Genomic DNA, 21,929 nt, shown 5'->3' on the forward strand with positions numbered 1-21,929 from the left:
CTCGGCAGGTGACTTCGTCGTCGGTGCGGAGAGAGAGGTGGTGCGGAGAGAGGTGGTGCTGAGCAGAGGTGGCGCTGAGCAGAGGTGGTGCAGGGCGGAGGTGGTGCAGGGCAGGGCCGGGTCAGGCCGTGCGCCGTCGTCGCCGCCACCGGGCGCGGCCGAGGCCGACCGCGTTGGGCACCACGACCGAGGCGATCAGCAGGCCGCCGGTGACCACGTTGAGCGTGTCGGCGGCGACGTCGGCGAGCTGGAGGGCGTTGCGGACGGCGCCGAGCAGCAGCACCCCGGCCAGCACCCCGAGCAGGGTGCCGCGCCCGCCGAAGATCGAGACGCCGCCGAGCAGCACGGCGGCCACCACCGCCAGCTCCAGGCCGGCGGCGTTGTCCGCCCGCGCGCTGGCGAACCGCAGCGTCCAGTAGACACCCGCGAGGCCGGACACCGCGCCGGACACGACGAACAGCAGGAACTTCGCCCTGGCCACCCGGATGCCCGCGAACGAGGCCGCCTCGGCGTTGTTGCCCATCGCGTACAGCGACCGGCCGAACGGGGTCGCGTGCAGCACGACGCCGAACACGACCGCGAGCACCAGCGCCACCACCACCGCCCACGGCACGGCGCCGCCGCCGACCGTGCTGCTCGCCGCGCCGGTCCAGCTGAACGGGAAGTCCGCCACCGCCTGGTCGCCCAGCACGACGAACGCCAGGCCGCGGTAGGCGGCGAGCGTGCCGATCGTGACCGCGAGCGAGGGCAGCGCGAACCGGGTGACGAACACGGCGTTCACCGCGCCGAGCACCGCGCCCAGCAGCACGGTGAGCACGACGACGACCTCCAGCGACAGGCCCGCCACCCACAGCCGCCCCATCACGGCGCTGCACAGGCCGAGCGTGCTGGCCACCGACAGGTCGATCTCGCCGGTGACGACGATGAGCGTCAGCGGCAGGGCGATCAGCGCGACGGCGACCACGTCGAGCAGCAGGAACTGGAGGTTCCGGCCACTGGCGAAGCCGTCCACCAGCAGCCCGGCCACCACCGCGACGAGGGCCAGCACCACGAGCAGCAGCACGTCCCAGCGGGCCAGGGCGGAGCGCAGCACGTCCCGCCGCCCGGTGTCAGGCGCCATGGGAAGACCTCCCCCGCAGGCGGTTCGCCGCGCGCAGCGCGAGCAACCGGTCGATGCCGATGGCGGCCAGGATCAGCGCGCCGACCACCGCCTGCTGCCAGAACGGGTTGATCCGCAGCACCGCGAGCGAGCTGCCGATGGTGGTGAGCAGCAGCGCGCCGAGCGCCGCCCCGTAGACGCTCCCGCTGCCGCCGAAGATCGCCACCCCGCCGACCACGGCCGCGGCGACGACCTGGAGCTCGATGCCGGTGCCCACGGTGGCGTCGAGGGTGCCGAAGCGCGCCGCGTACAGCACCCCGGCGAGCCCGGCCAGCGCGCCGCAGGCGACGAACGCGCCGAACACCCGCCGGCCCACCGGGATGCCGGACAGCCGGGCGGCGGCCGGTTCGGAGCCGATCGCGTACAGCTCCCGCCCGCCGCGGTAGGAGCGCAGGTAGTACCCGACGACGACCACCACGACCAGCGCGACGAGCGCCAGCACCGGCACGCCGAGCACGGTCGACGTGCCCAGGCGCAGGAAGTCGCGGGGCATGTCGGAGGCGTTGACCTGCCGGCCCCCGGCCCACGAGTGGGCCACGCCGCGGAAGACGTAGAGGGTGCCCAGCGTGATCACCAGCGCGGGCACCCGCGCGGCGGCCACCAGCACGCCGTTGACCACGCCGCACAGCGCGCCGAGCCCGAGCCCCACCAGCACGACGAGCACGATCGGCGTGCCGGGCGCGGAGCTGAGCAGCGTGCCGGTGGCGAACGCGGACAGCCCCAGCACCGCGCCCACCGACAGGTCGATGTTGCGGGACACGACCACCGCGGTCTGCCCGACCGCGAGCACCACCAGGACCGCCGCGCCCAGCAGCAGGTCCCGCAGGCTCTGCGGCGACAGGAAACCCGGGTTGTCCAGGGTGGTGACCAGCACCAGCAGCCCGAGGGCCACCACGATGCCGACCTCGCGCACGGCCCACAGCCGGCGCGCGAACCGCGCGGCCCCGTCGCGCGGCACGTCCCCGCCCCGCGCGGTGCTCACGCGGCCACCTGCCCGGTCGCCGCGAACATGACGGACTCCTCGGTCGCCTCCGCGCGGGACAGCTCGGCGGTGATCCGCCCCTCGTGCACGACCAGCACCCGGTCGGCCATGCCGAGCACCTCGGGCAGTTCCGAGGACACCATGAGGACGGCGACGCCGTCGGCGGCCAGGCGCGACAGCAGCCGGTGCACCTCGGCCTTCGTGCCCACGTCGATGCCGCGGGTCGGCTCGTCGACGATCAGCACCCGAGGGCCGGTCGCCAGCCACTTGGCCAGCACCACCTTCTGCTGGTTGCCGCCCGACAGGGTGCCGACGGCGTCCGACAGCCGCCCGTACTTCACCCGCAGCCGCTCGGTCCACTCGCGCGCGGCACGGCGTTCGGCGCGCCCGCCCAGCAGGCCCAGCCGCGCCAGCGGCCCGAGCCGGGTGAGCGTCGCGTTGCGCTCGATCGACATCTCCACCACCAGGCCCTGCTGGCGGCGGTCCTCCGGGACCAGCGCGACACCGGCGGCGACCACGGCGGCGGGGGAGCCGACCGGCAGCTTCTTCCCGTCCACCCGCGCCTCGCCCGCGTCGTAGCGGTCGACCCCGAACACCGCGCGCACGATCTCGCTGCGCCCGGCGCCCACCAGGCCCGCCAGCGCGACGATCTCGCCCGCCCGCACGGAGAAGGAGACGTCGGCGAACACGCCGTGCCGGGTCAGCCCGTCGACCTCCAGCACGACGTCACCGGGCTCGACGTCCTCCTTGGGGAACAGCGCGGAGACGTCGCGGCCGACCATGCGCCGCACCACCTGGTCCACGGTCACGTCGGCGACCCGGTCGGTCGACACCCACGCGCCGTCCCGCACCACGGTGATCCGCTCGCACAGCGCGAACACCTCGTCGAACCGGTGGGAGATGAACAGCACCGCCGCGCCCTGCGCGCACAGCGCCCGGACGACGGCGAACAGCCGCTCCGCCTCGACCCCGGACAGCGCGGCGGTCGGCTCGTCCATCACCAGCACCCGGGCGTCCAGCGACAGCGCCTTGGCGATCTCCACCAGCTGCTGGTCGGCGATGGACAGGCCGCGCGCGGGGCGGTCCGGGTCGAGGCGCACGCCGAGCCGCTCGAACAGCCGCACCGCCCCCGCCCTGACCGCCGCCCGGTCGATCCGGCCGAACCCGCCCAGCGGCTGGCGGCCCATGAAGATGTTCTCGGCCACCGACAGGTCCGGGAACAGCGTCGGCTCCTGGTAGATCACCGCGATGCCCGCCTCCCGCGCGGACGCGGGTCCGGTCAGCCGCAGTTCCTCGCCGTCGAGCACGACCGCGCCCGAGTCGGGCTCGTGCACGCCGGCCAGCACCTTCACGACGGTCGACTTGCCCGCCCCGTTCTCCCCGACGAGCGCGTGCGCCTCACCGCCGAACAGCGGGAACGACACGCCGCGGACCGCCGCGACCGCACCGAACGACTTGGCGACGTCGCGCACCTCCAGCAGTGGAGCCGCCCGCTCCGGGCCCATCCGCGACCTCCCGCGCTGAAATGTTTCAAAGAGGTGATGAAGCGCGAGGTTAGGTGCAGTTCGCGTGAGCGTCAACGGTCCTCCGGCAACTTCCCCGAGATGCGGAGTTCATCGTTGCGGCACCGTAGTGGGAGGTGTTCCCGCGGTGCGGTTCCGCGCTGGTACGTTTCAACGTTGAGCCGTCCGCCGCGCTCGCCGCGTCCGCCGCGCTCGCTGAGTCCGCCCCGGTTACCGGCGCTCCCGACCGGCCGGGTGACCGATCCGGGCCACGCCGCCGTACCCGAGCGCCCTGGCGGGGCTGTCCAGCTCCGACGGGGTGTCGGGCCGCCAGTCCGGCAGGAACACCAGGCCGGGCTCGACCAGGTCCGCGCCGCCGAACCACGCCAGGACCTCCGCGCGGGTGCGGACGTGGACGTACTCGTCGGCCGCCGCGTAGGCGTCGACCAGGCGCGCCACCTCGGCCCGCAGCTCCGGCGCGGCGTGCTCGTCGGCGATGTGCGAGATGGCCAGGAGGCTGCCGGGCGCCAACCGCTCCCGGTAGGTGGCGACCAGGTCGCCGGGGCGGTCCTCGTCGGCGACGAACAGCAGCACGCCGACCATCAGCAGCGCCATCGGCTCGGTGAAGTCGAGGAGCCGTCGGGTGTCCGGGTGGTCGAGCACGGCGGCGGGGTCGCGGATGTCGGCCTTGACGATCGTGGCGAGCGGGTCGCCGGCCAGCAGCCGCCGGGCGTGGACGCAGGCCACCGGCTCGTGGTCGACGTAGACGACGCGGGACAGCCGGTCCACCTGCCGGGCGATCTCGTGCACGTTGCCGACGGTCGGGATGCCCGAGCCGAGGTCGAGGAACTGGCGGATGCCCTGGTCCAGGCAGAACGTGACCGCGCGGCGCAGGAAGGAGCGGTTGAGCCGGGTGACGGCGGGCACCGAGGGCGCGATCCGGAGCACCCCCTCGGCGAACGCGCGGTCGACGGCGAAGTTGTGCGCGCCGCCGAGGAAGTAGTCGTAGGCGCGGGCGGCCGAGGGCACGGTGAGGTCGGGGTCGTCGCGCGGTGCGCCGGGTGGGGTGGACGTGGTGCCCGCCTCCTTCCGGGCCCGTCCCCTCCTGGTGGGGTGGCCGGGCGGTCGGTCGTGGGGGCGAGCGTAGGGGCAGGGGGCGCTCCGCGTCACCGCCGGCGAGGTGGACACGATCGGGTGGTCGCGGTGGGCGGTGCGCTTAGAACTGATCTTCCCGCGGTACCTGTGGTGCGCCGGGCCGGTCACGTGCCGTGCGGGTGTCCGCTCCCGACTGGCCGGGAGCGGGCGGGGAGTGGGAGAGGGTGGTCCGGTGTCGCCCGGTCGGCGGCGTGACCGGCGGTGCCCGTGCCGGAGCGGCACGGGCGGCGCGGTGCGTCCCGGCGCAGCGAGGGCGTCGGGAGTGCGCGGTCATCGCGACGGCGTCACCGGACCACCCGTCCACCCCGCTCACCCCACCTGCCCCGTCCACCGGTCCACCCGGGACGGAAATGCGATTGCGAGGCCGTTCCGGCGTCGCGCATACTTCGCCGTGCGAAGGAACGGGGACGAGGAGCCGGTCATGACGGGAACGCGGGAGCGGGGCGCGCGGCGCTGCCACCCGGTCGTCGTGCGCCGGTGCCCGCGAACCTGCGCGGTCTCCCCGCCCTGACCCGCACCAGGTCGTGTCGACGGGAGCCGCCCATCGGGGAACCGATCCGGGCGGCTCCCGCTTTCCCGGCCGGTGCGCGGTCCCGCGCCCCTGTAGCCCGCCTCCCGCGAGGGGGCCTGCGAGGCCCGGTCCGGCTGCCGCCCAGCGGCGGCCGGGCCGAGCGTTCCCGCCGTTTCCGGTCCGCTGTCGGACCCCTTTGGCACGCTGTGCCCCATGAGCACCTTCGTGTTGGTCCACGGTGGGGGCGGCAGCCGTCACGACTTCGAGCTCCTCGAACCGGAGCTGCGCCGCCGCGGGCACGACGTGGTCGCGCCCGACCTGCCGATCGAGGACCCGGCGGCCGGGTTCGCGGAGTTCACCCGGACCGCGGTCGACGCGATCGGCGACCGCCGGGACCTGGTCGTCGTCGGCCACTCCTACGGCGGCTTCACCGCGCCGCTGGTGTGCGCGGAGCTGCCCGCGCGGCTGCTGGTGTTCCTCGCCGGGATGATCCCGTCGCCGGGGGAGGCGCCGGGCGACTGGTGGGCGAACACCGGCTTCGCCGGACCGGAGGGGCTCAGCGACGCCGAGACGTTCTTCACCGGCGTCCCGGCCGACGTGGCGGCACGGGCACTCGCCCACGGCCGCCCGCAGGTCAGCGCCGAGTACGGCGAGCCGTGGCCGCTGGACGCGCTGCCCGACGTGCCGACGCGCGTGCTGCTGTGCCGGGACGACCGGTTCTTCACGCCGGACTTCCAGCGCCGCGTGGCGCGCGAGCGGCTCGGGCTGGAGCCGGACGAGATCGACGGCGCGCACTGCGTCGCCACCAGCCACCCGGTCGAACTGGCCGAGCGGCTCGTGGGCTACCTCGACCCGGTCGGGGTGTGACCGGCGCGGGACCCAGGCCGGCGCGCGGGCCGCGACCCCACCGACCCGACCCCACCGACGCGACCCCACCGACGCGACCCCACCGACGCGACCCCACCGACGCGACCCCACCGACGCGACCCCACCGACGCGACCCCACCGACGCGACCCCACCGACGCGACCCCACCGACGCGACCCTGCTGACGCGCCTCTGCTGACGCGCCCCTGCTGACGCGCCCCTGCCGACGCGACCCCGCCGACGCGACCCCGCCGACGCGACCCCGCCGAGGTGACGCCGACCCGCTCGGCGTCACCTCACCAGGCGACCGGTCCGTCCTCGTCGTGGAAACCGCCGGTGGGGCCGTCCGGGCCCAGGGTCGCCAGGCGCACGGCGACCGCCGCGCCCAAAGACGCCGGGCGGGAGCCGCGGTGGCCGTTGAGGTCCGTGGCGCAGTAGCCGGGGTCCACGGCGTTGACCAGGACACCCCGGTCGGCGAGTGCCTTGGCGTACTGCACGGTGACGGCGTTGAGCGCGGTCTTCGACGGCGGGTAGGCGAGGCCCGCCGGCAGGGCGGCCAGCGGGTGCCCGGGATCGCCCAGGGCGGTCAGCGACCCCACCCCGCTGGAGACGTTCACGACGCGCGCGGCCGGTGAGCGCAGCAGCAGCGGCAGCATCGCGTCGGTGACCGCGATGACGCCGAAGACGTTCGTCTCGAACACCTCCCGCACCACGTCGAGGCCGACCGCGCCCGGCGCCTGCCCGTGCGGGCCGGTGATCCCGGCGTTGTTGACCAGGACGTCCAACCGGCCGAACCGCCGCTCCACCTCGGCCGCCGCGGCGGTGGCGGTGGCGGGGACGGTCACGTCGAGGACGATCGGGTGGACGCCGAGCGCGGCGGCGGCCTCCTCGCCCCGCCGCCGGTCCCTGGCGGCGAGCAGCACGGTCAGGCCGAGCCCGGCGAGCTGCTCGGCGATCCGGTAGCCGATGCCCTTGTTGGCGCCGGTGACGAGCGCGATCCTGTTGTCGGTCATGCCACCGACCCCACCACGGGCGGCCCGGTCGGGGCGATGACGACTCCGGTCTCGATCAATACCCTGGGGGTGTGGACCTGGAGACCCGGGAGCTGGCCTACTTCGTCGCGGTGGCCGAGGAACTGCACTTCGGCCGCGCCGCCGGCCGCCTCGGGCTCGCGCAGCCGCCGCTGTCCCGCGCGATCCGGCGGCTGGAGCACCGGCTGGGCGTGGCGCTGTTCGAGCGGACCAGCCGGAGGGTGGAGCTGACCGCCGCGGGCGAGGTGCTGCTGGACGGCGCGCGCCGGGCGCTGGACGCGGTGGCGGCGGCGGGCAGGCGGGCCACCCGGGCCGGGCAGCCGCGACCCGAGCTGGTGCTGGTGACGAAACCGGGCGGCGACGGAGGTCTGCTCGGCCCGCTGCTGGACGCCTACGCGACCGAGCCGGACGCCCTCCCGGTCGACGTGCTGGTGTGCGGCATCGGCGAGGCGGCGGGCATCCTGCGCGACGGGCGGGCCGACGTCGGCATCCTGCACCTGCCGCACGAGGACGTCACCGGGTTCGACACCGAACCGCTGCTCGTGGAGCCCGCGGTCGCGGTGCTGCCCGCGACCCACCCGCTGGCCGGTCGGTCCGCGGTCACGCCGGCCGACCTGGCGGGGGAGCGCCTGCCCCGCTGGGCGGGGGCGGAGGGGGCCGCCGGCGGGGGGCACCCCGGTGCGCGGGGGAGCGGGCCGGTGGTGCGCGACGCCGGGCAGCTCATGCAGCTGATCGCGCTGGGCCGGACCGCGGCCGTGCTGCCCGCGTCGGCGCGGCGGCACCTGGTCGAGGGCGTGGTCGCCGTCCCGGTGCCGGACGGTCCGCTCACGACGATCGCGGTGGCCTGGCCGGAGGGGTCCCGCAGCCGCGCCACCGCCGCGTTCGCCCGCGCCGCCGGACGGGTTGCCGAAGGTCTGCGCGTCCACCCGGCGGGAACGGCCGGCGACGGCCCCGCGCCGCCTTGACGGTCGCACCGCCCTGTGCTGCCATGCGACTCGAAATCTTTTCACGTCAGCGCGGTGTCATCGAGGAGGCCGTGGTGTCCCTGCTCCGCTGCTCCGCGACCGCGGCGGTCCTGGCCGTCGCGCTCGCCTGGTCCGGCGCCCAGGGCGCCACCGCCGCCCCCGCCACCCCGGACGTCGGGGCCGCCGCCCTGCCGACCGCGGCCGTCGCGCTGGGCGACAGCTTCGTCAGCGGCGAGGGCGCGGGCGACTACCTGCCGGTGACCGACGTCGACGGCGTGCCGCAGGGCTTCCCCGGCTGGTCCGCGCCCAACGCCAACGCGTTCTTCTGCCACCGCTCGGCCAACGCCTCCCTGCACCGCGCCGACCTGCCCGGCATCCAGGCCAGGGTCAACCTGGCGTGCTCCGGCGGGCAGCCGCACGACATCGCCAACCCCTCCGCGAACCGGGCCAAGGGCCGGTCCGTCGCCTCCCAGCTCGACCAGCTCCGCGCCGTCGCGAGCACGCACGACGTGGACCTGGTCCTGGTCGGGCTCGGCTCGAACAACAGCGCGTTCACCTTCGGCGACGTCGCCTCGCTGTGCGCCAACCGCTTCATCGCCGACGCCTGGACCGGCTGGTGGGAGTTCTGGGCGGGCGACGTGCCGCAGGAGCCGTGCGCGGTGTCCGACCTGGCCACCGACGCCGAGATCGCGGCGGCGACGGCCGAGACCACCGCGGCGCTGCGCCTGCTGCTGACCACCCTGGCGCAGGTCGACGCCGACGGGCGGCACCGGGTCGTCCTCCAGGACTACACCAACCCGCTCCCGCTCGACATCGCCGCCCAGTACCACGAGGAGGACGGGCGCAGCGACACCCGGGACAAGTTCCGCGACCTCGGCGCCGAGCGGTACGCGGCGGGCTGCCCCGTGCACCGCGCGAGCCTCGCGCCGGGGCACGTGTTCTCCGCCGGGCTGGGCACCGTGGTCCGGTCCGCGCACACCGCGCTGTCCGCCGAGTTCCCCGGCGCCGACCTGGTGCACCTCGACGTGCAGCGGGCCTTCGACGGCGCGCGGCTGTGCGAGCAGCCCGGCAGCCCGGCGAACGCCCTGGCCACGCCCATCCGGTTGCAGGACGGCCCGAGCGGGGTGTTCGTCACCAGCCTCGCCGGCCGCGACAAGATCGCCGTCCAGCGGATCGCCCAGACCTGCGTGCAGCACTTCCAGACCTGCCAGGAGTCCTGGCACCCCAACGCGTCCGGTCACGAGGTGCTCGGCCGGTGCCTCGCCGGGGCGGCCACCGCGACCACCCGCTCGGTGGCGTGCGCCCGCTCCGGCGACGGCTCGGTCAGCGTGCGCTGACCGGCCCGGCGGCGGTCCCCGGCCGGTGCGGCGGGAAGGCGTGCGCGCGTCCCAGCACGACGACCAGCAGCACCGGCAGCACCAGCGCGAGCACGCTCCACGGGAACGAGCGCGGGCCGAGCGCGTCGAGCAGGACGCCGCCGACCGCGCCGCCCGCGGCCATGGCGGCGTTCCACGTCGTGACCAGCAGGGCCTGCGCCTCGTCACCGCCCGCGTCGGTCACCGCGGTCTGGAGCAGGGTCGTGACGCCGCCCCAGCCCAGGCCCCACAGCGCCGCCGCGACGTGCACGAGGGCGGGCACGTCCGCGAGGACCGCCAGGAGCGAGGCCGCCGCCGCGACCAGGCAGGCGCTCGCGATCGTCAGGTGCCGCAGCCGGCGGTCCACCCCCGCGCCGGTGACCCAGATGGAGACCAGGGAGGCGACGCCGAAGACCAGCAGCACGACGTCGACCGCGTCGCCCATGCCCCGGTCGGCGAGGAACGTGGCGACGTAGGTGTAGAGCACGTTGTGCGCCAACACCCACGCGGCCACCACGAAGAGCACCGCCGCCACGCCGGGGCGCGCGAGGACCTGCCGGAACGGCGCCCGCGTCCCGCGCCCGCGCCCCGGCAGGTCGGGCACGACGAGCGCGATCCACCCGAGCAGCAGGACCGCGGTCGCGGTCACCAGGTGGAACGCGAGCCGCCAGCCGAACACCTCGCCGAGGAACGTGCCCAGGGGGATGCCCAGCGACAGCGCGAGCGGCACGCCCGCCATGGTCACCGCGATGGCGCGGCCCTGCAGGTGCGGTGGTGCCATGCCGCGGGCGTACTCGACGAGCAGCGCCCAGACCAGCCCGGCGGCCACCCCGGCGGCGAAGCGGAACACCAGGGTGAGGGCGTAGTCGGAGGACAGGGCGGTGACCGTGTTGGCGACCGCGAACCCGGCCACGGCGCCCAGCACCAGCGGCTTGCGCCGCCACGTCGCGGTGAGCGCGGACAGGGGGATCGCGGACAGGGCGGTCGCGACCGCGTAGACCGTCAGCGCCTGCCCCGCGGCCGGCTCGCCGACGGACAGGTCGCGGCTCAGCGCCGGCAGCACGCCGGCGGGCAGGGCCTCGGTCAGGATCGCCAGGAAGGCCGCCGTGGACAGGGCGGTCAGGGCCGACAGGGGCAGTTCGCCACCCCGTGCCGCGGTGGTGCGGCCCGGTGGTGCGGTGCGGGGGTTCGCCATGATCGTATGCTCGAACCCTCACACCGGTGTGAGGGTCAAGCCGGCACGACATGGGGTGGGTCACATGCGCATCGGGTGCCTGTCGGAGCGCACGGGCACGTCCCGCCGGCTGCTGCGCTACTACGAGGAGCAGGGCCTCATCAAGGCCGCGCGCAACCCCAACGGGTACCGCGACTACGCCGAGGGCGACGTCGACCGCGTCCTCCAGATCCGCGAGCTGCTCGCCGCCGGCCTGCCGACCCGCATCATCAAGCAGATCCTGCCGTGCCTGACCACGCCCCGGGACATCCACTCGTTCGCGGACCCCGAGACCACGCCGGAGATGATCGCCCAGCTGGAGCACGAGCGCGACCAGATGGACCGGCGCATCCGCAGCCTCGTGCGCAACCGCGACGCGATCACCGAGTACCTCGACGCCCTGCGCCGCGTCCGGCCGGCCTGACCCGGCGGTCGCGTCCCGTCAGGGGGTCGTGCGCAGGTAGGCGCGCACGGTCGTGCCGTGCGGGGTGGTGTACGTGCGAACCAGGTCCGCCAGGTGGTTGACGACCAGCAGGCCGCGCCCGCCGGACCGGTCGGCGCCGGCCGGTCGGCGGCCCGCCAGTGGGTCGGTGAGGTGACCGCCGTCGCGAACCGCGCAGACGACGTGCCCGGGGTCGCGCCAGACGGTCAGCCGGCAGCCGCCGCCGGTGTGCCGGAGGCTGTTGGTCACCAGCTCGGTGACGATCAGCGCGACCTGGGCGACCCGTTCGGCGGTCAGGCCGAGGCGCTGCGCCTCCGCCGTGGCGAACCGCCGCGCGCCGCGGATGTCGGCGGTCGTGGCCGCGTCGAGCGCCGCGGCGTCCGCGGGGGTGTCGAGGGGCTCGTTGTAGCGGCCGACGACGGCGTCGGGGGCGTAGTGGCCGCTGCCGTACCGCCGGGTCGCCTCCCACACCTCGGGGTGGGTGGCCAGCGCGTCGGTCAGCACGCGCTCGTCGAGCGCGGTGGTGTCGTAGGGGCACACGATGCTGACGTCGCGCCCGGCGAACGCGAGGTTGATGAGGGCCTCGTGCTGGGCGCAGGCGGGGTACTCGTCGGCGGAGCGCCCCGCCCAGATCGGCTCGCCGATGATCCGCACGTGCGCGTCGGGGTGGCCGTCGGCGAACCGGCGCAGCACGCCCGGGATGATCCGGCCGGGGTTGCGGCCCTCGACCTCCATGTCGAGCAGCAGCACGTCGTCGGCGGCGTCGGCCAGGGCCTCGCGCAGCAGCGCCACCCGCTCGCCGGGGACCGCCGCGGCGACCGGGTGGCCCAGCGCCAGGCCGTCGGTGACGAAGGGCACGAGCACCCGCAGGTACTCCTCGTCGGACCCGTAGAACAGGGCAGGGTGCACGAAGTCGCCCGCCGGCGGCAGCTCGGTGACCGTCATGCGGCGCGCTCCACCCGGACGCCGGTGATGTCGAGCAGGTCCACGAGCGTGTCGATCCCGGGCCACGGCGCGCGCAGCACGGCGGTCGCGCCCAGGTCGGCGACGTGGTCCGCCAGGTGCAGCAGGGCGCGGTGGTCCAGGAACGCCAGCTCGCTCGCGTCGACCACGAGCCGCCCCCCGTCGGGGCGCAGCGCGGCCCGCGTCAGGGCGAGGGTGAACAGGTCGCCGTTGGACAGGTCCACCTCGCCGCCCAGGACGACCACCCCGCCCTCGGCGGCGTGCAGCCGGAAACCGGCGGAGGAGCTGTTGGTGTTCGGGTGCATGCAGGCCAGTTCCGCGATCGCCCGGTCCTCCAGCTCCGCGCCGGAGTAGGCGCACATCGCCGAGAACGGGTGCCCGGTCATGTACCGGTCGATCAGGTGCTCGTAGCGGGCGAAGGCCGCCAGCTGCTCGGGGGTGCGCACCAGGGAGGTGCAGTCGGCGGCGACGCGCAGGCCGGTGAACCCCGCGGCCAGGGCGGCCCGGGTGGCCTCGGCGTAGGTCCTGACCTGCGCGGAGGGCTCGATCACCGCGTCCACGGGGTAGGTGGCGTCCAACGAGGCGACCGCGGCCGCGCCGGAGCGCAGGGCCTCGTCGACCCCCTCGACGCCGCGCAGGTGCCCGACGAGGTCGGCGACGTCGCCGGTGCCGACGTAGCAGACCCGCTGCCCCTCGGCCATGCCCTCGGCGAGGAACTCGCGGACGTGCCCGTGGAAGTCGCGCGGGTCGTCGTAGCGCCAGCACACGTGGTCGTGGGCACCCAGCCCACGCGTGCGCGTCACCAGCCCGGATCTCCGCATGCGCCCAGGGTAGCCTCCCCGCCCGGCGCCGGGGCTCCCACCTGCGGAAGGGCCCCGGAGCGGGTGTCGCCCGCGGACGATCGCCCGGCCTGCCCGACCCGGCCTGCCCGACCCGACCCGACCCGACCTGCCCGACCCGACCCGGCCTGCCCTGCCCAGCCCGAGTCGGTCGGACCCGGCCGGCCTCAGGCGGGGCCGATCTCGTGCAGGTGCTCCTCGACCCAGTCGCGCAGCGCGCCCAGCGGCCGGGCGACGCCGCGGCCCAGCGGGGTCAGCGCGTACTCGACGTGCAGGGGCACGGCCGGGTAGACCGTGCGGTCGACGAACCCGCCCTCCTCCAGCCTGCGCAGCGTGTTCGTCAGCACCTTGGGGCTCACGCCCTCCAACTGCCGCTGCACCGCGCCGAAGCGCCGCGGCCCGTCCTCCAGCGCGCCGATGGCCAGCGCCGCCCACTTGTTGGCCAGCAGGTCCAGCACGTCCCGGCAGGGGCACTGGGCGGCGTACACGTCGTGCTTGTCGTGCTGCCCGGTGGCGCAGGTCGCCGTCACAACCGCTCTCCTCGTCGCTCTGAACTGCATGCTTCCCGATGGATAGTAGACTCCCTTGCGGGTTACTACTCCCTTCGGCGTAGCGTTCGGCCCGTCGCCGGGCGCGGGGCCCGGCCGGGTGGGAGGAAGCAGATGAGCACCATGCGCGCCGTCGTCCAGGACGTCCTCGGCGGTCCGGGGGTCCTGCGGGTGGCCGAGGTGCCGAAGCCGGCGCCGCTGCCGACGGAGGTGCTGGTCCGCGTCGTGTCCGCCGGGGTGAACCCGGTCGACCACAAGACCAGGGCGGGCGGCGGGATGGCCGGTGTGCTGGGCGAGCCGCCGTTCACCGTCGGCTGGGACGTCTCCGGCGTGGTGGAGGAGGTCGGCTTCGGCGTGCACACGCTGGAGGTCGGCGACGAGGTCTACGGGATGCCGTGGTTCCCGCGCGCCGCGGGCGGCTACGCCGAGTACGTCACCGCGCCCGCCCGGCAGTTCGCCCGCAAGCCCGCGAGCCTCGACCACGACGCGGCGGCGGCCGTGCCGCTGGCCGCGCTGACCGCGTGGCAGGTCCTGGTGGACGCGGCCGGGCTCCGCGCCGGTCAGCGGGTGCTGGTGCACGCCGCCGCCGGTGGCGTGGGGCACTTCGCCGTGCAGGTCGCCAAGCACCTGGGCGCGCACGTCGTGGGCACCGCCCGCGCCGACAAGCACGACTGGCTGCGCGGGCTCGGCGCGGACGAGGTCGTCGACTACACCACCACCCGCTTCGAGACCGCCGTGCGCGACGTCGACGTGGTGGTGGACCTGGTCGGCGACGAGGTCGACGGCACGAGCACGCGGTCGCTGTCGACGCTGGTCCCCGGCGGGCTGCTGGTCGCCGTCCCCAGCGGCGTGTCGCCCGAGCTGGCCCGGGCGGCGCACGACCGGGGCGTGCGGGCCCGCTCGTTCCTGGTCGAGCCGGACGGCACCGCCCTCACCCGCCTGGCGGAGCTGATCGACAAGGGCGTCGTCGAGGTCGAGGTGGCCGCGGTGTTCCCGCTGGAGCAGGCCGCGCGGGCGCACGAGCTGCTGGAGACCGGCCGCGTGCGGGGCAAGGTCGTGCTGCGCGTCGCCCCCTGACCGGGCCGACGCCCCGCTACCGGCGGTGGGAGGCCGGCCGGCGCGCGTCCCCTCCGCCGGTGTCGCCGCCGGGGGTGTCGCCGTCGCCGGCGATCTCGCCGAGCCGGGTGAGCGCCTCGGCGCTCGCCGAGCCCGGTTCGGCGTGGTAGACGACCAGCAGCTGGCCGCCGGAGTCGCCGATCGGCAGCTTCTCCCGGCGCAGCTCCAGCATCCCCAGCACGGGGTGGCGCAGCCGGGTCGCGCCCCCGGCGAGCGGCTTGACGTCGTGCCGCGCCCACAGCCGCCGGAAAAGCTCGCTGGCCAGCGACAGCTCACCGACCAGCTGGGCGGTGCGCGGGTCGTCCACGTCGGTGCCGATCGAGGCGCGGAACGCGGCGACCATGCCGCCGACCTGCTGCTCCCAGTCGGGGTTCAGCTCGCGCTCGGCCTCGTCGAGGAACACCGACCGCAGCCGGTTGTCCCCCGGCCGGATGCCCGGCGACAGCGCGGTCGCGAGCCGGTTGGCGGCGAGCACCTCGAACGCGCGGCTCTCGACGAACGCGGGCAGCCCGATCGTGTGGAGCAACTGGCGGATGCCGTCGGGCACGACCTCGCGCCGCGGCCTCCTGGCCGGCGCGGGCCGGGCGGGGGACAGGCCCAGCAGGTAGGCCGTCGCGCTCGCGTCGAGCCCGAAGACGCGGGCCAGCGCCTCCAGCACCTGCGGCGACGGGTTGCGGTCCCGGCCCTGCTCCAGGCGCAGGTAGTAGTCGGCGCTGATGCCGGCGAGGGTGGCGACCTCCTCGCGGCGCAGCCCCGGGGTCCGCCGGACACCGACGACGCGCAGCCCGGCGTCCGCGGGGTCCACCAGCTCCCGCCGCGCACGCAGGTACTCGCCCAGCGCGTTCGACCTGGTCACGCCACCATCGTACGTCGGCGGCCCGGTCCGGTCCTGGTCCTGCCACCCCCGGGGACGACGGGGTGCTGACCGCGCCGGCCGGACGGGTGCACAGTGGACGCAGCTCGCCGCGGACGCGGGCGAGCGGGAAGGGAACGATGGCTCTCCACGATCTGCCCGGTGGCGCGTACCGCGTCGGCGACCTGGACCTCACCAGGGTCGGCTACGGCGCCATGCAGCTGGCCGGCCCCGGTGTGTTCGGGCCGCCGAAGGACCGCGCGGCCGCGGTCGAGGTGCTGCGCACCGCGGTCGACCTGGGCATCCGGCACATCGACACGGCCGACTTCTACGGGCCGCACGTCACCAACGAGATCATCCGCGAGGCGCTGCACCCGTACCCGGACGACCTGCACGTCGTCACGAAGGTGGGCGCCCGCCGCGACGAGCAGGGCGGGTGGCCGCCCGCCCGCACGCCCGACGAGCTGCGCGAGCAGGTCCACGACAACCTGCGGCGGCTCGGGCTCGACGCGCTCGACGTGGTGAACCTGCGCGTCGGCGGCCTCGAAACGCCCGAGCCGGGCTCGATCGCCGAGCAGTTCGGCGCGCTCGCCGAGCTGCGGGAGCAGGGGTTGATCCGGCACCTGGGCCTGAGCACCGTCGACGCCGACCAGCTCGCCGAGGCGCAGTCGATCGCGCCCGTCGTGTGCGTGCAGAACATGTACAACATCGCCCGGCGCGAGGACGACGCCCTCGTGGAGCTGACCGCGGCCCAGGGCATCGCCTACGTCCCGTACTTCCCGCTGGGCGGGTTCAGCCCCCTCCAGTCCGGGGCCCTGGACGCGGTGGCGGGGCGGCTGGGCGAGACCCCGATGGCCGTCGCCCTGGCGTGGCTGCTCCAGCGGTCGCCGAACGTCCTGCTGATCCCCGGCACGTCGTCGGTGGCGCACCTGCGCGAGAACGTCGCCGCGGGCGCGCTGGAGCTGCCCGCCGACGTGGTCGCCGAACTCGACGCGATCGGCGGCTGAGCCGCGCGGGGGGGCTGCCGGACGGGGCGTGCTTGGCGCCCGAGCCCCAGTCGACCGGCGCGCACGCGTTCGCCGCGATCGCCGCGCCCGGCACGGCGAGGGCCAACCCCAGTGCCGCGACCAGCAGCAGCGCACTCCTGCGTACCATTCCCACTCCCCCTCGTCAGGGCCACCGCGGCCCTCGACGGGGATGACGCGCGTCACCGCGGGGAGGTTGCACGGCCGTGCTCCGCCGCCTGTTGGCCCTGATCGTGCCGCTGCTGGTCGCCCTGGTAGCCGCGCTGGGCGTGCCGCTCGCGTTCGCGCTGGTGCAGCGGGAGAGCCAGGAGGTCCACCTGGACCGCCTGGGCGACGCGAGCCGGTTCGCCTCGCTCGCCGAGAACGCCCTGGCGTCGGGCCGCCTCACGGCGCTGCGCGACGAGCTGGTCCGCTACGACCGGCTCTACGGCATCCGGGCGGCCCTGATCGGCACGGACCGCGCGGTGGTGGCGGCGTCGCGGGAGCCGTTCGACCTGGGCGACCCGACCGTGGACGCGGGGCTGGACGCGGCGTTCAGCGGCTACCGGGGCGAGGCGGACCGGTCGGTGTGGCCGTGGGAGGACGTGGACCTGGTCGTCGTCGAACCGGTGGGCCGCGACAGCGAGGTGGTCGCCGCCGTGGTGACGATCTCGCCCACCGACGGCCTGCGCGCGGCGGTCCTGCGCCAGTGGGGCCTGCTGGCCCTCGTCGGCCTGGTGCCGATGCTCGCGGTGGCGGCGGTGGCGTGGCCGCTGTCGCGGTGGGTGCTGCGGCCGGTCCGCAAGCTGGACGAGGCCACCGCGGCGGTCGCGGGCGGCGAGCTGGACGCCCGCGCCGACGAGGTGGGCGGGCCGCCGGAGCTGCGCAGGCTCGCGGCGAGCTTCAACGCCATGGTCGGCGTGGTCGGCCGGGCGCTGCGCCGGCAGCGGGCGTTCGTCTCGGACGCCTCCCACCAGCTGCGCAACCCGCTGGCCAGCCTGCGCCTCGCGGTGGACAACCTGGAGCCGCACCTGCACGGCGAGGCGGCCCGCGAGGCGCACCGCATCGCGGTGGACGAGGCCGAGGAGATGGGGCGCGTGCTGGACACCCTGCTGGCCGCGACCCGCCTGGACAGCGCCTCGGCCGCCGAACCGGTCGAGGTCGACGGCCTGCTCGCCACGCACGTGCCGGGCTGGCGCGCGCTGGCGTCGGCGGCCGGGGTGGGCCTCGACGTCGACGTGCCGCCGGGCCTGCGCGCGCTGGAACCGCCCGGCGGGCTCGGCAGCGTGCTGGACGAGCTGGTCGGCAACGCGGTCCGGCTGTCCGGCGGCACGCGCGTGCGCGTCTGGGGCCGCGCCGCCGACGGGCGGGTGGAGCTGCACGTCACCGACGACGGCGAGGGCCTGACCGAGCAGGAGCGGGCCGACGCCCTGCGCCGCTTCTGGCGCGCCCCGCGCCACCAGAACACGGCGGGCACGGGCCTGGGCCTGGCGATCTGCGCGGAGCTGATCGAGTCGGCGGGGGGCGCGCTGGCGCTGCGCGCCGCCGAACCGCACGGCCTGGACGCGGTGGTGCTGCTCGGCGCGCGGCACCGGTAGCGTGCCGCCATGACCGGTCCGGGTGAAGGCGTGCTGCGCTGGGTCGAACGCCACGCCGCGCGGGTGGTGGGGGCACGGGGGCTGCGCGAGGGAGGTTCGCCCTGGTCGCTCGACCTCGACGGGGCTGAGCGGGCCGTGCTGCGGGTCGGCCGCGACGACCCGGGCGGTCGCGCGCGGCTCGTCACCGAGGTCGCGGCGCTGCGGCTCGCGGAGCGGCACGCCCTGCCGACGCCGAGGGTGCTCGCGGCCGACGTGGACGGCGCGGAGGCCGGTTTCCCGGTGCTGCTCACGACGGCGCTGCCCGGTGGCAGCGCGATGCCGCCCACCCCGTCCCCGGCCCGGCTCAGGGCGCTGGGCGCCGTCGCGGCGGCCCTCCGGGAGGTCGTCGCGGACCCCATGCCGGGGCTGCCGCGGCGACGGTGGCCGCTGGACGGGGTGGGCGGCGGGTTCGCCCGGGACGCGGCGGGGTCGTCGCTGGTGGCCGAGGCCGTGGCGCTGGTGGACCGGCTGCCCGCGCCGGTCGGGCCGACGGTGCTCGTCCACGCCGACCTGTGGCAGGGCAACGTGCTGTGGGTGGGCGACGAGGTGACGGGGGTCGTCGACTGGGAGTACGCGGGTGTCGGCGCGCCCGGCCTCGACCTCGGGAACCTGCGCTGCGACGCGGCGATGCTGCTCGGCGGGGACGCCCCGGACCTGGTGCTCGACGGGTGGTGCGCGGCGGTGGGCGGACCGGCGCCGGAGGTCGCCCGGTGGGACGCGGAGGCCGCGCTGAGCACCCCGGGCGACGTGGCGGCCTGGCTGCCCGCGATCCACGACCAGGGCCGCACCGACCTGACGGCGGACGTGCTGGCGCGCCGCCGCGACGCGTTCCTGCGGGCGGCGCTCGACCGGCTGACCGGCTGACGGGCTGACCGGCTGACGGCGGCGCTCGGCGGCGCTCGGCGGTCAGCGCTTGTTCGCCCGGAACCAGCGCTCGGCGCCGCGGTGCAGCGGCACCCGGCCGGTGGCGATGCCGGTGCGCACGTTGATCCGCCCGGCCTCCGGGTGGCCCGCCGCGATGCGCGCGGACTCGGTGTAGACGGTCCTCGTCACGACCTCGACCAGGTCGGGGGACAGCGAGCTGCGGGCCAGCAGGAGGTTGGGGACGGCGAACGTGCGGCACGGGCCGAGGTCGCCGTAGGTCGTCGCCGGGATCGTCGCGGGCACGTACGGGCCGCGGTAGGTGTCGGCGAGCAGCTCGGCCTCCTCGGCGAGGTTGAGCAGGCGCAGCGGGAAGCCGTCGAGGATGCCGCTGATCGCGGGGGTCGGGATGCCGGTCAGCGCGAGCAGCGCGTCCAGCTCGCCCGCGACCAGCCGGCGCGCGGCCTCGTCGTGGGCCATGTTCCGCGCGTCCACCCGCACCCCGAGCAGGTCCAGCAGGCGGGTGGCGGTGAACTGGGAGCCCGACTCGACCGGCCCGAAGGACACCGAGCGGCCCGCGAGGTCGGCCAGCCGCTGGACCGGGGCGGCGGCGGGCACGACGACCTGCATGAAGCTGTCGTACAGCCGGCCGACGGCGCTGATGCCGCCCGGGTCGTCGGCGCTGAGCGGCGCGCCGTCCACCGGGTCCAAGGAGGACAGTCCCAGGTGGACCTGCCCTTCGCGGAGCAGCCGCACGTTCTCCACCGAGGCGCCGGTCGGCCGGGCGGTGACGCGGGTGTTCGGGAGCCGGTCGGCGAGGGCCGCCGCGAGCGCGCCGCCGACCGCCTGGAACACCGCGCCGTCCGGTCCGGTGGCGAGCACCAGCTCGCCGGGGGCGGGCGGCTCGGCGGCCGTGCAGGCGGGCGCGCCGACGCCCGCGGCGAGGGCGGCGAGCAGCACCGAGCGCCGGGAGACGTGCACGAGGTGCAGGTTAACCCCGGTCGCGGGTGAACGGGGCGTTACGTCAGAGGGACCTGAAGTTTCCCCGCACCTCCTTTACGGGAAGTCGGCCTGTGCTCAGGATCACCACCCAACCCCACCGTCGCGATGAAGCCCTGGAGGAGTCGTGGTCGCGAAGACCGAGACGCGCAAACCGATCTGGAAACACCTGTACTTCTGGGTGCTGGTGTCGATCGTGCTCGGCGTCATCGTCGGCTACGCCTTCCCCGCGCAGGCGTCGGGCATGAAGTGGCTCGCCGACTTCTTCGTCGCGCTGGTGAAGGTCGTCATCGCCCCGACGATCTTCTGCACGATCGTGGTGGGCATCGCGGGCCTGGGCAACCTCGCCAAGGCGGGCGGCCTGGCGCTGCGCACCATCCTGTACTTCACCGCCATGACCACGGTCGCGCTGGCGATCGGTCTGCTCGTGGTGAACATCGTGCAGCCGGGCCACCACGGCCCGGCCATCCCGATCAACGACGACGCGGCGGAGAAGACCCTCGCGGACGCCAAGACCGCCGAGACCGGCGTCACCGGGTTCATCCTCAGCCTGGTGCCGAAGTCGTTCTTCGGCGCGTTCACCGACGGCCAGCTCATCCAGGTCCTGGTGGTCGCGGTCCTGGTCGCGGTGGCCGTGGCGGGCATGGGCAAGGCCGGCGAGAAGGTCGTGCGGTCGCTGGACACCGTCGCCAAGGTCATGTTCGGCGTCATCAAGATCGTCATGTACGCGGCCCCGATCGGCGCGTTCGGCGGCATCGCCTACACGATCGGCAAGTTCGGCGGCACGATCCTGGGCAAGCTCGCCTGGCTGATGGGCTCGTTCTACGCCACGTGCCTGCTGTTCGTCCTGGTCGTGCTCGGCGGGGTGTCGCTGTACGCCGGGTTCTCGATCTTCAAGTTCCTCCGCTACATCAAGGACGAGCTGCTGATCGTGCTCGGCACGTCGTCCAGCGAGTCGGTGCTGCCCCGGATGCTGGTCAAGATGGAGGCCGCGGGCGCGGACAAGTCGGTGGTCGGCCTGACCATCCCGACCGGCTACTCGTTCAACCTCGACGGCACGTGCATCTACCTGACCATGGGCGCGATCTTCATCGCCCAGGCCACCGGCACGGAGGTCGGCCTCGGCACCCAGATCGGCCTGCTGCTGTTCATGCTGCTGGCCAGCAAGGGCGCGGCGGGCGTCACCGGCGCGGGCCTGGTCACCCTGGCGGCGTCGCTGAGCGCGTTCGAGGCGAACAGCGCCATCCCGGCGGTCGGCATCGCGCTGATCGTGGGCATCGACCGGTTCATGTCCGAGGCGCGGGCCATCACCAACGTCATCGGCAACGGCGTGGGCACCCTCGTCGTGGCGCGCTGGCAGGGCCAGCTGGACCGGGAGCGGCTCAAGGAGGTCCTGGACGACCCGTCCGCGGTCGACGTGGACGCCCTGATGGACCGGCAGCACGGCGACGACGACGTCGAGGAGAAGCGGCCCGCCGGCGCGGGCGCGCGCTGACACCGACCCCCGCACGAGGCCCCGGCGCTCCCGAGAGCGCCGGGGCCCCGTCATTCGAGACGCTGTGACCCGGGTCACCGCTGCGGGTCCGGCGGCGCGGGCTGGGGTATCCATTGGTGCGGAAGAGGCAAGGGCGACGGCCTCGGCGCGTGCGCCGAGTGATCGTCAGGGGCGTCCGGACACCGGACGACCGCGGCCCGACCAGCCCGTGTCGTGCAGCTCTCACCACCGCGCGACCCGGTTGTCGGTCGGTTATGCTTAACAACGCGTAACAACACCGACCCTAGTAATCGCTCCAGGGGGTCGAATCGTTACACGTCAGCGGCCGAGATCACCCGGAGGATGGTGTGGTTCGGTTTCGCGACTGTTAAAGTCGCGTCAACACGCGGGCCATCGTCGTCCCGTGCCCAGCAGCCGGATTCCAGGAACTGGA

General features: G+C 75.3%; 20 protein-coding genes. 9 read left to right on the forward strand and 11 right to left on the reverse strand.

The window, feature by feature from the left end:
- Positions 1–121: 121 nt before the first annotated feature.
- From ACR807_RS00160 to ACR807_RS00175, 4 genes are all read right to left on the reverse strand, one after another.
- Positions 122–1,120: an ABC transporter permease gene (locus ACR807_RS00160; RefSeq protein ID WP_438919071.1), complete on the reverse strand. Its 999-nt coding sequence runs from the start codon at positions 1,118–1,120 to the stop codon at positions 122–124.
- Positions 1,110–2,141: an ABC transporter permease gene (locus tag ACR807_RS00165; RefSeq protein ID WP_438919072.1), complete on the reverse strand. Its 1,032-nt coding sequence runs from the start codon at positions 2,139–2,141 to the stop codon at positions 1,110–1,112. Before ACR807_RS00165 ends, ACR807_RS00160 begins: the two co-directional genes overlap by 11 nt.
- Positions 2,138–3,646, reverse strand: a complete 1,509-nt coding sequence (locus ACR807_RS00170) for a sugar ABC transporter ATP-binding protein (RefSeq protein ID WP_438919073.1) — start codon at positions 3,644–3,646, stop codon at positions 2,138–2,140. Before ACR807_RS00170 ends, ACR807_RS00165 begins: the two co-directional genes overlap by 4 nt.
- A 228-nt stretch (positions 3,647–3,874) precedes the next feature.
- Positions 3,875–4,831 (reverse strand): SAM-dependent methyltransferase, encoded by a 957-nt coding sequence (locus ACR807_RS00175; protein ID WP_438919074.1) that lies wholly within the window; start codon positions 4,829–4,831, stop codon positions 3,875–3,877.
- A gap of 691 nt (positions 4,832–5,522) precedes the next feature.
- Between ACR807_RS00175 and ACR807_RS00180 the strand changes: the two genes are divergently transcribed.
- Positions 5,523–6,176 (forward strand): alpha/beta fold hydrolase, encoded by a 654-nt coding sequence (locus tag ACR807_RS00180; protein WP_438919075.1) that lies wholly within the window; start codon positions 5,523–5,525, stop codon positions 6,174–6,176.
- Between the two features lie 295 nt (positions 6,177–6,471).
- Here ACR807_RS00180 and ACR807_RS00185 read toward each other — a convergent pair whose 3' ends face one another.
- The gene (locus tag ACR807_RS00185; RefSeq protein WP_438919076.1) at positions 6,472–7,188 is read right to left on the reverse strand and encodes an SDR family oxidoreductase; all 717 of its coding nucleotides are present in this window, start codon (positions 7,186–7,188) and stop codon (positions 6,472–6,474) included.
- Between the two features lie 71 nt (positions 7,189–7,259).
- Here ACR807_RS00185 and ACR807_RS00190 point away from each other — a divergent pair, with 71 nt between their 5' ends.
- Entirely contained in the window at positions 7,260–8,171 is a 912-nt protein-coding gene (locus ACR807_RS00190) for a LysR family transcriptional regulator (protein WP_438919077.1), read from the forward strand.
- 74 nt (positions 8,172–8,245) lie between these two features.
- The gene (locus ACR807_RS00195) at positions 8,246–9,508 is read left to right on the forward strand and encodes an SGNH/GDSL hydrolase family protein (RefSeq protein ID WP_438919078.1); all 1,263 of its coding nucleotides are present in this window, start codon (positions 8,246–8,248) and stop codon (positions 9,506–9,508) included.
- Here the strand turns inward: ACR807_RS00195 and ACR807_RS00200 are convergent.
- Complete coding sequence (locus ACR807_RS00200; protein ID WP_438919079.1) at positions 9,495–10,721, reverse strand: MFS transporter; 1,227 nt, start codon at positions 10,719–10,721, stop codon at positions 9,495–9,497. The two genes, ACR807_RS00195 and ACR807_RS00200, sit on opposite strands and share 14 nt — an antisense overlap.
- Positions 10,722–10,785: 64 nt before the next feature.
- On the opposite strand from ACR807_RS00200, the gene ACR807_RS00205 reads away from it, so the two are divergent.
- The gene (locus ACR807_RS00205) at positions 10,786–11,163 is read left to right on the forward strand and encodes a MerR family transcriptional regulator (protein WP_438919080.1); all 378 of its coding nucleotides are present in this window, start codon (positions 10,786–10,788) and stop codon (positions 11,161–11,163) included.
- Between the two features lie 18 nt (positions 11,164–11,181).
- Here the strand turns inward: ACR807_RS00205 and ACR807_RS00210 are convergent, their stop codons facing one another.
- From ACR807_RS00210 to ACR807_RS00220, 3 genes are all read right to left on the reverse strand, one after another.
- Positions 11,182–12,126: an anti-sigma factor RsbA family regulatory protein gene (locus ACR807_RS00210; protein WP_438919081.1), complete on the reverse strand. Its 945-nt coding sequence runs from the start codon at positions 12,124–12,126 to the stop codon at positions 11,182–11,184.
- Positions 12,123–12,965, reverse strand: coding sequence for an MEDS domain-containing protein (locus tag ACR807_RS00215; RefSeq protein WP_438919082.1), 843 nt, complete (start codon positions 12,963–12,965; stop codon positions 12,123–12,125). Before ACR807_RS00215 ends, ACR807_RS00210 begins: the two co-directional genes overlap by 4 nt.
- Before the next feature lie 185 nt (positions 12,966–13,150).
- Positions 13,151–13,513 (reverse strand): winged helix-turn-helix transcriptional regulator, encoded by a 363-nt coding sequence (locus ACR807_RS00220; protein WP_438919083.1) that lies wholly within the window; start codon positions 13,511–13,513, stop codon positions 13,151–13,153.
- Between the two features lie 141 nt (positions 13,514–13,654).
- On the opposite strand from ACR807_RS00220, the gene ACR807_RS00225 reads away from it, so the two are divergent.
- Positions 13,655–14,608 (forward strand): NADP-dependent oxidoreductase, encoded by a 954-nt coding sequence (locus ACR807_RS00225; protein WP_438919192.1) that lies wholly within the window; start codon positions 13,655–13,657, stop codon positions 14,606–14,608.
- A 16-nt stretch (positions 14,609–14,624) separates the two neighbouring features.
- Here ACR807_RS00225 and ACR807_RS00230 read toward each other — a convergent pair whose 3' ends face one another.
- On the reverse strand, positions 14,625–15,503 hold the full coding sequence (locus tag ACR807_RS00230) for a helix-turn-helix domain-containing protein (protein WP_438919084.1): 879 nt from the start codon (positions 15,501–15,503) through the stop codon (positions 14,625–14,627).
- A gap of 137 nt (positions 15,504–15,640) precedes the next feature.
- Here ACR807_RS00230 and ACR807_RS00235 point away from each other — a divergent pair, with 137 nt between their 5' ends.
- The 3 genes from ACR807_RS00235 to ACR807_RS00245 all read left to right on the forward strand — a co-directional run bounded on the left by ACR807_RS00235 (position 15,641) and on the right by ACR807_RS00245 (position 19,005).
- Positions 15,641–16,507 (forward strand): oxidoreductase, encoded by an 867-nt coding sequence (locus ACR807_RS00235; RefSeq protein ID WP_438919085.1) that lies wholly within the window; start codon positions 15,641–15,643, stop codon positions 16,505–16,507.
- A gap of 224 nt (positions 16,508–16,731) precedes the next feature.
- The gene (locus ACR807_RS00240) at positions 16,732–18,102 is read left to right on the forward strand and encodes a sensor histidine kinase (RefSeq protein ID WP_438919086.1); all 1,371 of its coding nucleotides are present in this window, start codon (positions 16,732–16,734) and stop codon (positions 18,100–18,102) included.
- 9 nt (positions 18,103–18,111) lie between these two features.
- Complete coding sequence (locus tag ACR807_RS00245) at positions 18,112–19,005, forward strand: phosphotransferase enzyme family protein (RefSeq protein ID WP_438919087.1); 894 nt, start codon at positions 18,112–18,114, stop codon at positions 19,003–19,005.
- A 42-nt stretch (positions 19,006–19,047) separates the two neighbouring features.
- Here ACR807_RS00245 and ACR807_RS00250 read toward each other — a convergent pair whose 3' ends face one another.
- Positions 19,048–19,983 carry a TAXI family TRAP transporter solute-binding subunit gene (locus ACR807_RS00250; RefSeq protein WP_438919088.1) on the reverse strand — a complete coding sequence of 312 codons (936 nt, stop codon included), beginning with the start codon at positions 19,981–19,983 and terminating at the stop codon, positions 19,048–19,050.
- 145 nt (positions 19,984–20,128) lie between these two features.
- Here ACR807_RS00250 and dctA point away from each other — a divergent pair, with 145 nt between their 5' ends.
- The gene (dctA, locus tag ACR807_RS00255) at positions 20,129–21,496 is read left to right on the forward strand and encodes a C4-dicarboxylate transporter DctA (RefSeq protein WP_438919089.1); all 1,368 of its coding nucleotides are present in this window, start codon (positions 20,129–20,131) and stop codon (positions 21,494–21,496) included.
- The last annotated feature ends 433 nt before the right edge of the window (positions 21,497–21,929 follow it).

The organism is Saccharothrix sabaoui (assembly GCF_051756985.1).
In the GTDB taxonomy this organism is placed as follows: Bacteria; Actinomycetota; Actinomycetes; order Mycobacteriales; family Pseudonocardiaceae; genus Actinosynnema.